Annotated in this window: 11 protein-coding genes; 4 read left to right on the top strand and 7 right to left on the bottom strand. The window is 70.5% G+C overall.

From position 1 onward, the window contains the following. The first annotated feature begins 50 nt into the window (after positions 1-50). Positions 51-209 (top strand): Trm112 family protein, encoded by a 159-nt coding sequence (locus ELI80_RS12400; RefSeq protein ID WP_131673323.1) that lies wholly within the window; start codon positions 51-53, stop codon positions 207-209. Positions 210-280: 71 nt separating this feature from the next. Here the strand turns inward: ELI80_RS12400 and argC are convergent, their stop codons facing one another. Continuing rightward, positions 281-1186, bottom strand: a complete 906-nt coding sequence (gene argC, locus ELI80_RS12395) for an N-acetyl-gamma-glutamyl-phosphate reductase (protein WP_136652247.1) — start codon at positions 1184-1186, stop codon at positions 281-283. A 236-nt stretch (positions 1187-1422) separates the two neighbouring features. After that, on the bottom strand, positions 1423-2109 hold the full coding sequence (locus tag ELI80_RS12390; protein ID WP_136652246.1) for a response regulator transcription factor: 687 nt from the start codon (positions 2107-2109) through the stop codon (positions 1423-1425). 147 nt (positions 2110-2256) lie between these two features. Here ELI80_RS12390 and ribA point away from each other — a divergent pair, with 147 nt between their 5' ends. Further along, positions 2257-3318 carry a GTP cyclohydrolase II gene (ribA, locus tag ELI80_RS12385; RefSeq protein ID WP_136652245.1) on the top strand — a complete coding sequence of 354 codons (1062 nt, stop codon included), beginning with the start codon at positions 2257-2259 and terminating at the stop codon, positions 3316-3318. A gap of 11 nt (positions 3319-3329) precedes the next feature. Further along, on the top strand, positions 3330-3830 hold the full coding sequence (locus ELI80_RS12380) for a L,D-transpeptidase family protein (protein ID WP_136652268.1): 501 nt from the start codon (positions 3330-3332) through the stop codon (positions 3828-3830). On the opposite strand, the gene ELI80_RS12375 is transcribed toward ELI80_RS12380, so the two are convergent. Together ELI80_RS12375 and ELI80_RS12370 are read right to left on the bottom strand one after the other, a co-directional pair. Beyond that, complete coding sequence (locus ELI80_RS12375) at positions 3827-4864, bottom strand: NAD-dependent epimerase/dehydratase family protein (protein ID WP_136652244.1); 1038 nt, start codon at positions 4862-4864, stop codon at positions 3827-3829. The genes ELI80_RS12380 and ELI80_RS12375 overlap by 4 nt on opposite strands. A gap of 9 nt (positions 4865-4873) precedes the next feature. Continuing rightward, the gene (locus tag ELI80_RS12370; protein WP_161596469.1) at positions 4874-6910 is read right to left on the bottom strand and encodes a cellulase family glycosylhydrolase; all 2037 of its coding nucleotides are present in this window, start codon (positions 6908-6910) and stop codon (positions 4874-4876) included. Between the two features lie 105 nt (positions 6911-7015). On the opposite strand from ELI80_RS12370, the gene ELI80_RS12365 reads away from it, so the two are divergent. Next, positions 7016-7621: a rhomboid family intramembrane serine protease gene (locus tag ELI80_RS12365; protein ID WP_161596468.1), complete on the top strand. Its 606-nt coding sequence runs from the start codon at positions 7016-7018 to the stop codon at positions 7619-7621. Positions 7622-7687: 66 nt separating this feature from the next. Here ELI80_RS12365 and ELI80_RS12360 read toward each other — a convergent pair whose 3' ends face one another. The 3 genes from ELI80_RS12360 to ELI80_RS12350 all read right to left on the bottom strand — a co-directional run. Beyond that, on the bottom strand, positions 7688-9859 hold the full coding sequence (locus ELI80_RS12360; RefSeq protein ID WP_136652241.1) for a catalase: 2172 nt from the start codon (positions 9857-9859) through the stop codon (positions 7688-7690). Positions 9860-10130: 271 nt separating this feature from the next. Next, a complete protein-coding gene (locus tag ELI80_RS12355; RefSeq protein ID WP_136652240.1) occupies positions 10131-11078 on the bottom strand; it encodes a manganese catalase family protein in 948 nt (315 codons plus the stop codon). 305 nt (positions 11079-11383) lie between these two features. Next, positions 11384-13372 (bottom strand): DNA translocase FtsK (locus tag ELI80_RS12350; protein WP_236641481.1); only part of this gene is annotated, 1989 nt, incomplete at its 5' end.

Raw genomic sequence — 13372 nt, 5'->3', positions numbered from 1 at the left:
GGCATGAAGCGGCCCCCGCAGCCCGCCCCGCCCGCGCCTTCGACCGCCACATGCTGGAATCGCTTGTCTGCCCGGTGACGCACGGGCGGCTCGACTACGACGCCGCGCGGCAGGAACTGGTGTCGCGGACGGTGGGCCTCGCCTTCCCGATCCGCGAGGGAATCCCGATCATGCTGGTGGGCGAGGCGCGGCAGATCAAGGCGGACTGACCCGCCGTCTAACTTGCCGACCGACCCGCCCCCGCCCGGCAGCGGGCGCGGGCCTGCGGCGGGCGCGGGGCCTACAGCCCCGCCGCCTCGTCCGCGCCGATCATCAGGTTCAGGTTCTGGACCGCCGCCCCAGACGCGCCCTTGCCGAGGTTGTCCAGCACCGCGACCAGCACCGCCACGCCGTTGTCGTCGCTGCCGTGGACCGACAGCTCCATCATGTTGGTGTCGTTCAGCGTCGTCGGCACGATGCGCGGGGCTGCGTCGACCACCTGCACGAACTGCGCGCCGTCGTAGTGGGCCGACAGCGCGTCGCGCAGGTCCGCGATGCGGCGGCCGTTCAGGTGCAGCGGGATCTGCACCGCCATCCCCTGCGCGAACCGCCCGACTGAGGGCGCGAAGACCGGCCGCGCCGACAGGCCGGCGTGGTGCATGATCTCGGGCAGGTGCTTGTGCGCCTGCCCCAGCCCGTAGACGAAGAAGTCGGGCGCGGCGCCGTTCTCGTATTCGGCGATCAGTTCCTTGCCGCCGCCGGTGTAGCCGCTGACGGCGTTGATGCTGAGCGGCTCGTCCGCCGCGACCAGCCCGGCCGCGACCAGCGGCGCCGCCAGGGCGATCGCGCCCGTCGCGTAGCAGCCGGGGTTGGCGACCAGCCGCGCCCCCGCGACCCGGTCGCGCGCGGCATGGTTCAGTTCGGCGAAGCCGTAGGTCCAGCCGTCGGCGACCCGGTGGGCGGTCGAGGCGTCGATGATCCGGACGGGCAGGCCCTGGGCCAGCGCCACCGCCTCGCGCGCGGCGGCGTCGGGCAGGCACAGGATGGCGACGTCCGCCTGTTCCATCGCCGCGCGCCGGGCGGCAGGGTCCTTGCGGCGCGCGGGATCGACCTGCACCAGCGTCACGTCGGATCGCGCCTGCAGCCGCTCGCGGATCTGCAGCCCGGTCGTGCCCGCCTCGCCGTCGATGAACACCCTGTGCGCCATGATCCACCCCGCCTCGTCAAATGCCGCCACCTAGATAGCGGCGCCGCCCGCCGGACGCAAAGGCCGATGCGGGCAGCATCCCGGCCCCTGAAACGCGAAAGGGTCCCGGAAGACCGGGACCCAAACGCATGGGGAGGGAGAGAGAAGAGCGTGGCCGCATCCCCGGCCACTGGGCTTCGCGGTGATAACCCGCAGGTTGTCCCGCGGTTCCCGCGCGCGCCGCTTTTAACGCTGCGTCACGACACCAGCCGGTAGCCGCCGCTTTCCGTGACCAGAAGCCGCGCGTTCGAGGGATCGGGCTCGATCTTCTGGCGCAGGCGGTAGATGTGGGTTTCCAGCGTGTGCGTGGTCACGCCCGCGTTGTAGCCCCAGACCTCGTGCAGCAGCACGTCGCGCGGCACCACCCCGTCCTGCGCGCGGTACAGGAACTTGAGGATGTTGGTTTCCTTCTCGGTCAGGCGGATCTTGCGGTCCTTGCCGTCGATCAGCATCTTCATCGACGGCTTGAAGGTGTAGGGCCCGAGCTGGAAGATCGCGTCCTCGGACTGTTCGTGCGTGCGAAGCTGCGCCCGCAGCCGGGCCAGCAGGACCGGGAACTTGAACGGCTTGGTGATGTAGTCGTTGGCGCCGCTGTCCAGTCCCAGGATCGTGTCGGCGTCGGTGTCGTGCCCCGTCAGCATGACGACCGGGCATTTCACCCCCTGCTTGCGCAGCCGCTTGCACAGCTCGCGGCCGTCGGTGTCGGGCAGGCCCACGTCCAGGACCACCAGGTCGAAGATCGCGCCCTTGGTCTTTTCCACCGCCTCGGCGCCGGAGCCGGCTTCGAACACGTCGAAATCCTCGGTCTCGACCAGCTGCTCGGCCAGCGCCTCGCGCAGGTCCTCCTCGTCGTCCACCAGCAGGATCTTCTTCAGACCAGCCATCTGTTCCTCCATCGGCTATCGCGCGGCAAATCGCGTTGGCGGGAAGGTGCGCACGGCCACACCTGCGGTCCAGCGGGTTGCCACATTTCTCACATGCAGTTGTCCCCACGGCCGGTTATGTTACGGAATGTTTCAGGAAATTTGCCGATGAGCCTGCTTCCCACCCTCGCCGAAAGCGCCGCGCGGGCGCGGTCCGACCTGCGGGTCGGGCTGCCGGTCGTGGTCGGCGGGCACCTGGCGGCGGCGGTGGAAACGCTGTCGGCGGACCGGCTCGCCGCGCTCAGGGCCGCGGGCCCGGCGGTGCTGGCGATCACCGCGCGCCGGGCCGAGACGCTGAAGGCGCGCGCCTATGACGGCGACCTGGCGCGGGTGCGGCTGGACGACGGCGCCGGTGTCGAATGGCTGCGGTCGGTGGCCGATCCCTCGGCGGACCTGATGTCGCCGCTGAAGGGGCCGTTCTTCACCGACCGCGGCGGCGACGTGACCCCGCACCGCGCCGCGCTGGGCCTCGCCAAGTCGGCGCAGCTCCTGCCGGCGCTGGTCATGGTGCCGGTGGACGCAGCCCCCAAGGGGCTGACGGCATTGCCGGCAGGGCCGCTGCTGGCGCAGCTGGCGGCGGAAGCGGCGCTGGCCCCGGTCGCGGCGGCGCGGCTGCCGCTGGCGTCGTCGCACGACAGCAAGCTGCACATCTACCGCCCCGCCGACGGCGGCGCCGAACACTACGCGGTCGAGATCGGCGCCCCGCCCCGCGACCGCCCGGTGCTCGCGCGGCTGCATTCGGCCTGCTTCACCGGCGACGTGCTGGGCAGCCTGAAATGCGACTGCGGCCCCCAGCTTCACGCCGCGCTGGGCGCGATGGGCGAGGAAGGCGCGGGCGTGCTGCTGTACCTCAACCAGGAGGGGCGCGGCATCGGGCTGGCCAACAAGATGCGCGCCTACGGGCTTCAGAACCAGGGCTTCGACACCGTCGAGGCGAACCACCGGCTGGGGTTCGAGGATGACGAGCGCGACTTCCGCATCGGCGCCGCGATGCTGCGGAAGATGGGGTTCGGCGAGGTGCGGCTGCTGACGAACAACCCGCGCAAGGTGGCGATGATGCAGGACCACGGGATCGCCGTGACGGAAAGGGTGCCGCTGGTGGTCGGCCGCAACCGCTTCAACGACGGCTACCTGGCCGTCAAGGCCGAGAAGTCGGGGCACCTGCTGTGAGCGCGGCCGACATGGTCCTGACCCGCGAGGGGCTGCGCTTCGCGGGGCGGCTGTGGCCCTGCACCATCGGCCGCGGCGGCGTCCGACGCGACAAGCGCGAGGGCGACGGCGCGACCCCCGCCGGCGTCCACCGCATCGTCGGCCTGCTGTATCGCCCCGACCGGCTGCGCCGCCCCGCCCCCTGGGCGGAACCGATCGGGCCGGGCGACCTGTGGTCCGACGCGCCCGGCGACCGCAACTACAACCACCATGTCCGCGCGCCCTATCCGCACAGCCACGAACGGCTGCGCCGGGCAGATCCGCTCTACGACCTGGTGCTGGTCACCGACTGGAACTGGCCCCGCGCGCAGCCGGGGGCGGGATCGGCGATCTTCCTGCACCAGTGGCGCCGGCCGGGCGCGCCCACGGCGGGCTGCATCGCCTTCGCGCGCCCGCATCTGCGGTGGATCGCCGCGCGCGCGGCGCCCGGCACGCGGCTGGTCGTGCCGGACGCGCTGGACAGCCGCGCCTAGTCTGTCCCGTAGAAGCTTCTGAACCAGTCCACGTAGGCCGCGACGCCGTCCTGAAGGTTCGTCTGCGGGGCATACCCGGACAGCGCGCGCAGCAGCGTCGTGTCGGCCCAGGTCGCGGGCACGTCGCCCGGCTGCATCGGCAGCATCTGCCTGTCCGCCCTGCGTCCCGTCGCCGTCTCGATCGCGGCGATGAAGTCCATCAGCTGCACCGGCGCGCCGTTGCCGATGTTGACGACCCGGAACGGCGCGACCGGCGACAGGCTGTCGAACTCGCCCGCCGGATCGGTCCCCGGCACCGCGCCGACGAGCAGCCCGATCGCGCGGACGAGGTCGGTGACGAAGGTGAAGTCCCGCTTCATGTCGCCGTGGTTGAAGACCCTGATCGGCCGCCCTTCGAGGATCGCGCTGGTGAACAGATAGGGCGCCATGTCCGGCCGCCCCCACGGCCCATAGACGGTGAAGAACCGGAACACGGTGATCGGCAGGGCAAAGAGATGGGCATAGGAATGCGCCATCGCCTCGGTCGATTTCTTGGTCGCGGCGTAGAACGACATCTGGCTGTCGGCCTTGTCGGTCTCGCGGTAGGGCATCTCGGTGTTCGCGCCATAGGCGCTGCTGGTCGAGGCGAGCAGCATGTGCCGCGGCGGGCAGGCGCGGGCGGCTTCCAGCAGTTCAAACGTGCCGATCAGGTTTGCCTGCACATAGGCGCGCGGGTTGTCGATGGAATGGCGCACCCCCGCCTGCGCGGCCAGGTGAACGACCGCGCCCGGGCGTTCCTCGGCGAAGATCCGGGCCAGAAGGCCCGGCTCCTCGATCCCGCCGCGGACGGGGCGGTAGCGGGGGTCGGGCGTCAGCCGCGCCTCGCGCGCGGCCTTGAGCGCGGGGTCGTAGTAGCTGTTGTGGTTGTCGATGCCGACCACGCGCCAGCCCTGCGCCAGCATCGCCTGTGCGAGGTGGAAGCCGATGAACCCGGCCGCCCCGGTGATGAGGATCGTGCCTGCGCTGCCCTTCCCCGCGCCGGTGGCGTCCTGCATGGCGCCCCCTCAGCCTTCCGACACGACGACACGCCGCGGGCCGGGGTTGACGATGTCGCGCTCGGTCAGGCCGTCCGCGCCGGGCATCTCGACCGTCAGGTCTTCCCAAGCCAGAGTGGCCGACCCGTCTTGCAACCGCACCTTCACGGTCGGCGCGTTTTCGGGACGGGCGAGCAGGGACAGGTCCAGCCGGTCGGTGCCGGGGGTGAAGTCGGTGATGGTGAACGCCCCGCGCGGGCCGGGCAGGAACCTGTCGGCGCCCTCGCCGCCCGTGAGGGTCGAGGGCGTCGCGGGCGCATCGCCCAGGGCGGCGGGCGGCGCCAGCGCCAGCAGCACATCGTCGCCATCCCCGCCCGACAGCGCGCCCGAGCCCTCCAGATGGTCGTCGCCGTCGCCGCCCGACAGGACGTTCGCGCCCTCCGGGTCGATCAGCGCGTCCCGGCCCTCGCCGCCGTCCAGCGTGTCGGCGCCGCGTCCCCCGAACAGCCAGTCGTCGCCCCCGCCGCCCGCAAGCGCGTCGCTCCCGTCGCCGCCGTAGAGAAGATCGGCCAGATCGCCCCCCGTGACCCGGTCGTCACCCCCCAGCGCGAAGAACAGCCCGTGCGGGTTCGACACCCCGTCCGCGATGTGGTCGCGCGCGTCCCCGCCCCGGCCGGTGATCGCCACCTCGTCCGCGCCGGGGGCGCCCCAGTGCTCCGTCGCGGCGCGGGGTGGCCGGACCTCGTCGCGGACCCAGCCCGCGTGGGCGAAGGCGGCGGACTCGACCATCGTCTCGAAGCCGTCGCGGGCGCCGTTCCAGCGGACAAGCTGCGAGGCGCGGCCGGTGGGCGGCCACCATGTCCAGCCGATGCCCTGGTCCGCGAACCACGGCAGCAGCCGCGCCATGTTGAAGCTCTGGGCCGCGCGTTCCCCGGCCGCCGCCGGGTCCAGCGACCCCGAGGCAGTGTAGAGCTGCGATTCCGTGACCATCATGTCGTCGCCCGAGCCCGCAAGGTCGCCGATCCGCTTGCAGAGCTGCGCCGCGAACGTGCGGGCGTCCGGATCGGGCACGTCCGCCACGACCCAGGCCGGGTACATGTGGACCGACCAGACCAGCCGGTCGCCCGCCGCCTGCCGGATCAGGTCCGGATCAAGGTTCGCGAACTGGGCCGAGGCATTCAGCCCGCCCACGAAGATCCGCTTGCCCCCCCAGTCCAGCGCGGCGATCAGGTCGGCCATGTGCTGGCTGTAGACCGCGCCCGCGTCGGGGCTGTTGCCATAGGCCATCGGTTCGTTGATCAGTTCCCACCCCGCGACGGCGTCCATGATCCGGGCGTTCTCGGGCCGGCGGAACCATCCCAGCATCCGGTCCCAGTCGTTCCTCACGTCGTCGATCCGGCTGTCCGCGGCATCGTCGCGCAGCGCGTCCGCGGCGCCCAGCGTCGCCCGTTCCGCGCGCGTCATCCCCTCCGCCAGGTCGCCGTCCGAGTTCTGGATCACCAGCCGCAGCCCCGCCTGCGCGGCAAGGTCCGCGAAGGCGCGCCAGTCATCCGTCACGCCGGGGTTGTCGACGCTTTCGGCGTTGAAGTCGAGCCGCAGGACGTTCACCTCGGGGAACGACCCCTGCAGCGCGGCGATGAAGCGCTCGGGGCCGCCGCCCACCTGAAGCTCCACCCCGGTATCGGCGCGCCAGCTGACCATCGTGCCGAGACCGGGCACCTCGGCCCCCTTCCCGGGCGGATCGAGCGTCAGCAGCCTGCCGTCCGGAAGCCGGGCCGGCTCGCGCGTCACCGGGTCGCGCAGCAGCGACACCGGGCCGCCGCCGCGCAGTTCCCGGGGCGCATCGCTGCGGCGCGCGTCGGGATTCCTGACGGTGTCCAGCAGATAGCCGCGCATCGCGTCGGGAACGCCGGTGCCCGCGCGGGTTCGCAGCCTTTCGGGCGACGTCACCACGGTCACGTAGCGGGTCGCGATGGATACCGCGTTCCAACCGGCCATGTCGGACTGAAACTCCAGCGATCCGCAATCCATCCCGGGGTTCCTGCCGACGAAGCGATGGGCAACCATAACCCCGCCCTCCGCCCCGGGCCAGTGACGTTGTCGCCCGGCCCGGCCACCGCTTTGCGTTTCAGGTGCGCGGGGCTTATCCATGCCGAAAGCCGGGGTTCCGCCATGCCGATCGCCTTTCGCATCATCATCGGGACCTGCGTCCTGATCGAGCTTGTCCTGACGGCCGCGACGCTCGCCGGGTACCCGGCGCTCAGGCAGGGCGCGTTCCTGCTGGGCGGGTTCTTTCCGCAGCTCATGGGACACTGGACCGGGATCTATCCGGGGCAGGCGGTCGGGATGTTCGCTACCTACGGGTTCCTGCACGCGGGGCTTCTGCATCTGGGCATGAACATGGTGGCGCTGGCGCAGCTGCTGCGGGAACTCGCGCGGATCATGACGGCACACGCGATGCTGGCCGTCTATGCGGTGTCGCAGGTCGGCGCGGGGCTGGCGCAGGGGGTGCTGGCGCCGCACGGGCCGGTGATGGTGGGGGCGTCGGGCGCGATCTTCGGGCTGGCCGGGGCGCTGCTGGCGCGCGGCTACGTGGCGACACGGCGGCGGCGGCTGGCGATGGGGCCGCTGGCGCAGTCGGCGCTGACGCTGCTGGTCCTCAACGTCGCGCTGGCGCTGCTGGTGCCGCAGATCGCGTGGCAGGCGCACCTGGGCGGGTTCATCACGGGCGCCGCAATGGGTGTCGCGCAGGCGCTGATGCGGCCGCGCCGCGCGTAAGCGAAGCCGCGCGTAAGCGAAAGGGGCCGGCGCAGCGCACCGGCCCCCTGTCCTACGTCGCGCCGCTTACTTTGGCAGCCAGGTCTTCTTCTCGCGGGCCCAGTTCCGTTCGGAGAGGTTCGCGACGATCGTGGCCGCCTCGCTCACCGGCACGACGAAGTCGTCCTGCTCCACGCCCGCCTTCTGCAGCACCGGCACCGCCTCGGAGGTGTGGGCGATCGCCTTGAGATGCGCGAAGGCGTCCGACAGCCAGTCCACCGCGGGCTTGTGACGGACGAGGTCGGCCGCGCCCTGCTCGGATGCGACCACCGCCACCGCGTCGAAGATGACCGAGGGGGCGCCGTCAAGCTGGGCATCCGCCGCCATCCGCTTGCCGCCGGCAAGCTTCGGCCCGCCGACCTTGGGCGACACGATCATCACGGCCGCGCCCTGCGCCTCGGCCGCCGATTTCAGCGCCTCGACCGCCGATGCGTCCGCCCCGTCGGTCACGAGGATCCCGAGCTTGCGCCCCGCGGCGCTGCGGTTGGGGTTCTTCAGGATCGACAGCGCGTCGGACGGAGCCACGTCCAGCGCGGGCTTTGCCGCAGGCGCGGCGTCCGGCAGGTCCATGCCCAGCCCGTCGGCCACCCGGCGGGCGAGGTCCTCGTCGATGTTGCGAAGCTGCGACATCTGCCGGATGCGGACATGCGGCATCTCGCACTTCGACAGCTCGAACACCTGCGCGTTGATGATGTGCGCCTGCTCGGCTTCCGTCTGCGAGCGGTAGAATTGCCGCGCCTGGGTGAAGTGGTCGGCGAAGCTTTCCGCCCGCACCCGCAGCTTTTCCGTCGGCTCGTTGCCGAGCTCGGTCATCTTCGCGATGGTCCGGAAGCCCTGCTGGGCGTCCACGCGCGGCCCCGCCGCCTCGCCCGCCTGGTCGAGCGAGTTCGGCTCGTAGTTGGCGCGGCCCTTCGGCACCTGCGTCTGCATCAGCCCGTCGCGCTGGAAGTTGTGCATCGGGCAGCGCGGCGCGTTGATCGGGATCTGGTGGAAGTTGGTCGTGCCCAGGCGCGATTTCTGCGTGTCCATGTAGCTGAACAGGCGCCCCTGCAGCAGCGGGTCGTTGGAAAAGTCGATTCCCGGCGGCACGTTGGTGGGCAGGAACGCGACCTGTTCCGTCTCGGCGAAGAAGTTGTCGGGGTTGCGGTTCAGCTGCATGGTGCCGATCACCTGCACCGGCACGTCCTCTTCCGGGATGATCTTGGTCGCATCCAGCACGTCATAGGGCTGGGCGGCCGCGAACGCCTCGTCGAAGACCTGGATGCCCAGGTCCCATTCGGGGAAATCGCCCTGGTCGATCGCTTCCCACAGGTCGCGGCGCAGGTAGTCGGGGTCCGCGCCCGAGATCTTGACGGCCTCGTCCCACAGGGTCGATTGCAGGCCGAGCTTCGGCTTCCAGTGGAACTTGACGTAGGACGCCTTACCCTCGGCGTTGATCAGGCGGAAGGTGTGGACGCCGAAGCCTTCCATCATGCGGAAGCTGCGGGGGATGGCGCGGTCGGACATCAGCCACATGATCATGTGCTGGCTTTCCGGCATCAGCGAGGCGAAGTCCCAGAACGTGTCGTGCGCCGACGCGGCCTGCGGCATCATCCGGTCGGCCTCGGGCTTCACCGAATGGACCAGGTCGGGGAACTTGATCGCGTCCTGGATGAAGAACACCGGGATGTTGTTGCCGACGAGATCCCAGTTGCCCTCGGGCGTGTACAGCTTCACCGCGAAGCCGCGCACGTCGCGGGGGGTATCCTTCGAGCCCTTGGACCCGGCCACGGTCGAGAAGCGCACGAACACGTCGCAGGTGGTGCCTTCCTTCTGGAACAGCGCCGCGCTGGTCAGCTCCGGGATCGCGCGGGTGACGGTGAAGGTGCCGTGCGCGCCCGAGCCGCGGGCGTGGACGATCCGCTCCGGGATGCGCTCGTGGTCGAAATGGAAGATCTTCTCTCGCAGGACGAAATCTTCCAGCAGCGTCGGCCCGCGCGAGCCGCCCTTGAGGCTGTTCTGGTTGTCGCTGATCGGCACGCCGTGGTTGGTCGTGATCCGGGCGTCGCGGTCGGTCGTGGTCTGGTGCAGCTCGCCGCCGTTGCCGCGCTGGTCCTGGTAGGACGCGTCGGTCGCGTCGGTGTTGGTGCCTGCCTGCAGCGACGCCCCGGCGACGGGATTGCTCCGCTTGCCGGCGTCGGGGGTGGGTTTCTGTGCCATGTGCTCTCTCGCGTCCGGTGTTGATGGTGCGGTCGGGATGCGCCCTGGCATCCAGGCCCTGACGCCACCCCGTCCTGAACGCCCCTTCCGTGCCATCGGCGCTCAGGCGCTTCGGTCATCGGCAGGGACGCGCAGGCGGGATGGACCAGCGTGCAGGGCGTCAACAGCACGAGAAAGCGAACCGTTCCATTCACATTCGGCAATGCATGCGCGAACCCGGCGGCGCTTTGCGCCGGGTCCGCCAGAGATGTTCGTCAGCGGCGGGGCCGGATCAGAGCGAGCCCGCCCCCTGCATCGCCTTCCGGGTCAGCTGCTCGGCAATCTCGAACATCTCTTCGGGCGCATAGTCGGGCGTGAAGACGTTCGGCTCGCCCGTCAGGTCGTGGATCTTGCCGCCTTCCGGCATGCCTTCCACCACTTCCAGAGGGCCGGGCGGATCGCCGGGCAGCGCCTGCTCGCCCTCCCAGATCCCGCGGATCGCCTGGTAGTCGCCCGGCGAGAAGGTGTAGAGGCGGCGGTGCGACCCCTCGACCAGGTACTTCTGGCATTCGGGGATCTTGCCCAGCGGGATGTTGGGGGTGGGCAGCATCTGCTCGATCGCGACGCCGGTCAGCTTCTTCAGCGCGAGCGCATAGGCGTGGGCGTGGACCGATCCGCGCACCAGCAGGTAGCTGCAGACCTCGCGCCCGGTGGCGTTGTCGTGCGTGAGCGATTCGTACACCCGCAGCTTGTGAAGGCGCGCGCCGCATTCCAGGTGGAAGTTGTGCAGGAGATCGAAAACCACGTTGCCCGTGGTCGTGACCATGTCGACGTTCCACGACATGGAGTTCGAGTTCACCGGCACCGCGCCGCCCGCATGGGAAAAGAACGACGCGGCCGAACGGATGTCCTTCATGGCCTCGGCCGGGGCGCGCGACACATCGCCGCCGGGGCGCTGGTCGGCGCCGGGCTTGTCGGGACCGTTCGCCAGCATGGCGATGCCGTGCGAGACCAGCTCGACATGGCCGAGTTCCTCGGCGGTGATGGCGGCAACGAGGTTGTAGAACGGCGTCAGCTTCGACTTGGATCGGAAGTTGAAGCTCTGGAACATGTAGTTCCCGAGAGTGGACATCTCGCCGTACTTGCCGCCGAGCAGTTCCTGCAAGGCTGCGGCGGCGTTCGGATCGGCGCGGGTGGGGGGCGGAAGTTCGGTCTGAAGCTGATCGACGCGCATGAACATGGTTTCGGTCCTCGCATGGGGAAGATGCGGACAACGGCATCCCTGCGACAACCCTGAGGACCGGCGATGGTCCCGATTATTTCCGTCGTGTTAACAAAGATCGTGCGGCGGGTTCCGGGCTGGTCCTGCGGCCCGGATCCGACCCGACCGGACATCGCCACGCCCCCGCGCCACCACCTCGAAGACGGGCGGCCGAACGTGGCCGGACCCCGGCGCCACGCTGTCCGCGATCGCCGCGCACGGTTCCGGCACGATCCGGCAAGGGGCGTGGCGCGCTTTCCGGGGACGGACCTGCCGGCGGGGCATCAGACCTCCGGCACCAGCACCTCGCGCTTGCCGACGTGGTTGGCGGAGCTCACGACGCCCTGCTCCTCCATCTGCTCGACCAGGCGCGCGGCCTTGTTGTAGCCGATGGCCAGCTTGCGCTGGATGTAGCTCGTGGAGCACTTGCGGTCCTTGGCGACGATCTGGACCGCCATGTCGTAAAGCTCGGCGTCCCCGCCCTCTCCGCCCAGGCCCAGCACGGCGTCGATGTCGGACGCGACCTCGTCCTCGGGTCCGTCCACGACGCCCGACATGTAGCTGGGCGGCCCGAACGACTTGAGATGGTTGACGACCTCCTCGACTTCCTCGTCGGACACGAACGGGCCGTGGACGCGGGTGATGCGGCTGCCGCCCGCCATGTAGAGCATGTCGCCCATGCCCAGAAGCTGCTCGGCCCCCTGCTCGCCCAGGATCGTGCGGCTGTCGATCTTGGACGTGACCTGGAAGCTGATCCGGGTCGGGAAGTTCGCCTTGATCGTGCCGGTGATGACATCGACCGACGGGCGCTGCGTCGCCATGACGATGTGGATGCCCGACGCCCGCGCCATCTGGGCGAGACGCTGGATGCAGGCCTCGATCTCCTTCCCCGCGACCATCATCAGGTCGGCCATCTCGTCGACGATGACGACGATGTAGGGGAACGCCTCGGGCTGGAACTCCTCGGTCTCGAACACGGGCTCGCCGGTGTCCTCGTCGAAGCCGGTCTGCATGGTGCGGCGGAACATCTCGCCCCTGGACAGCGCCTCGCGGACGCGGCCGTTGTAGCCCTCGATGTTTCGGACGCCCATCTTGGACATCTTGCGGTAGCGTTCCTCCATCTCGGACACGACCCATTTCAGCGCGACGACCGCCTTCTTGGGGTCGGTCACGACCGGGCTGAGAAGATGCGGGATGCCGTCGTAGACGGACAGTTCCAGCATCTTGGGGTCGATCATGATGAGCCGGCATTCCTCGGGCGTGAGCTTGTAGAGGAGCGACAGGATCATCGTGTTGATGGCGACGGACTTGCCCGAGCCCGTGGTCCCGGCGATCAGGAGATGCGGCATCTTGGCGAGGTTCGCCACCACCGGCTCGCCGCCGATGTCCTTGCCGAGCGCCAGGGGCAGCGGCATCGACGTGTCGCCGAAGGCGCGGGCGGCCAGGATCTCGCGCAGCACGACCTTCTCGCGGCGCTGGTTCGGCAGTTCGATCCCGATCACGGTCCGCCCCGGCACGGTGGACACGCGCGCCGACAGGGCCGACATGGAACGCGCGATGTCGTCGGACAGGCCGATCACGCGGCTGGCCTTCAGCCCCGGCGCGGGTTCCAGTTCGTAAAGCGTGACCACCGGCCCCGGATGGACGGCGGTGATCTGGCCCTTCACTCCGTAGTCGTCGAGCACCGCTTCCAGCATCCGGGCGTTTTCCATCAGCGCCTCTTCGGGCAGCGTATGGCGCTCCACCGTCGAGGGCGCGGCCAGCAGCGCGAGCGGCGGGCGTTCGTAGTGCGAGGCGGGACGGTCGAAGTCGAGGCTGGGCTCCGCCTCGCTGCGGGCCTGCTTCGAGGGGGCGGCCTTGCGCGCCGGCGGCACGACGACGCGCTGGCGCTCGGCACCGAAGGGGGCGGGATCGGCCGGCTCGGGATCGCCCGGCGGACGGTTGCGGCCGAGCCGCGCGGTCAGCGCCGACAGCGCCCCCAGGGGCCCGGCACCACCGGCCGCGGCGGCGCGGGCGGTGATCGCGTCGCTGATGCGGGCGTCGATCTCGTCCTGCGAGGGGGCCTGGTCGTCGTCGGCATAGTCGCGCAGCGTGTCGACCAGCTCGGGCTCGGGATCGCTGTCGCGGTCGTCGGCCTGCGGCGCCGGGGCGCCGATGCGGAAGCGGCCGATCTGGCGGCCGGCGCGCGGGCGGCCGCCGTCATCGTCGGGCAGCGCCACGTCGGCGCCCGCGGCGCCGGCGATCCGCGCGCGGCGCGCCTCGACCCGGCCGCG

Origin of the sequence: Paracoccus aeridis, from assembly GCF_004923205.2 — a bacterium.
Classification (GTDB): domain Bacteria; phylum Pseudomonadota; class Alphaproteobacteria; order Rhodobacterales; family Rhodobacteraceae; genus Paracoccus; species Paracoccus aeridis.
Note: the sequence above shows the minus strand (reverse complement) of the source record. Positions and strands in the feature narration are given on the sequence as shown.

Coding starts and splice junctions, on each gene's coding strand:
- ELI80_RS12400 (WP_131673323.1), top strand. CDS start 51: ATGCTGGAATCGCTTGTCTGCCCGGTGACGCACGGGCGGCTCGACTAC.
- argC (WP_136652247.1), bottom strand. CDS start 1,186: ATGGCGCACAGGGTGTTCATCGACGGCGAGGCGGGCACGACCGGGCTG.
- ELI80_RS12390 (WP_136652246.1), bottom strand. CDS start 2,109: ATGGCTGGTCTGAAGAAGATCCTGCTGGTGGACGACGAGGAGGACCTG.
- ribA (WP_136652245.1), top strand. CDS start 2,257: ATGAGCCTGCTTCCCACCCTCGCCGAAAGCGCCGCGCGGGCGCGGTCC.
- ELI80_RS12380 (WP_136652268.1), top strand. CDS start 3,330: ATGGTCCTGACCCGCGAGGGGCTGCGCTTCGCGGGGCGGCTGTGGCCC.
- ELI80_RS12375 (WP_136652244.1), bottom strand. CDS start 4,864: ATGCAGGACGCCACCGGCGCGGGGAAGGGCAGCGCAGGCACGATCCTC.
- ELI80_RS12370 (WP_161596469.1), bottom strand. CDS start 6,910: ATGGTTGCCCATCGCTTCGTCGGCAGGAACCCCGGGATGGATTGCGGA.
- ELI80_RS12365 (WP_161596468.1), top strand. CDS start 7,016: ATGCCGATCGCCTTTCGCATCATCATCGGGACCTGCGTCCTGATCGAG.
- ELI80_RS12360 (WP_136652241.1), bottom strand. CDS start 9,859: ATGGCACAGAAACCCACCCCCGACGCCGGCAAGCGGAGCAATCCCGTC.
- ELI80_RS12355 (WP_136652240.1), bottom strand. CDS start 11,078: ATGTTCATGCGCGTCGATCAGCTTCAGACCGAACTTCCGCCCCCCACC.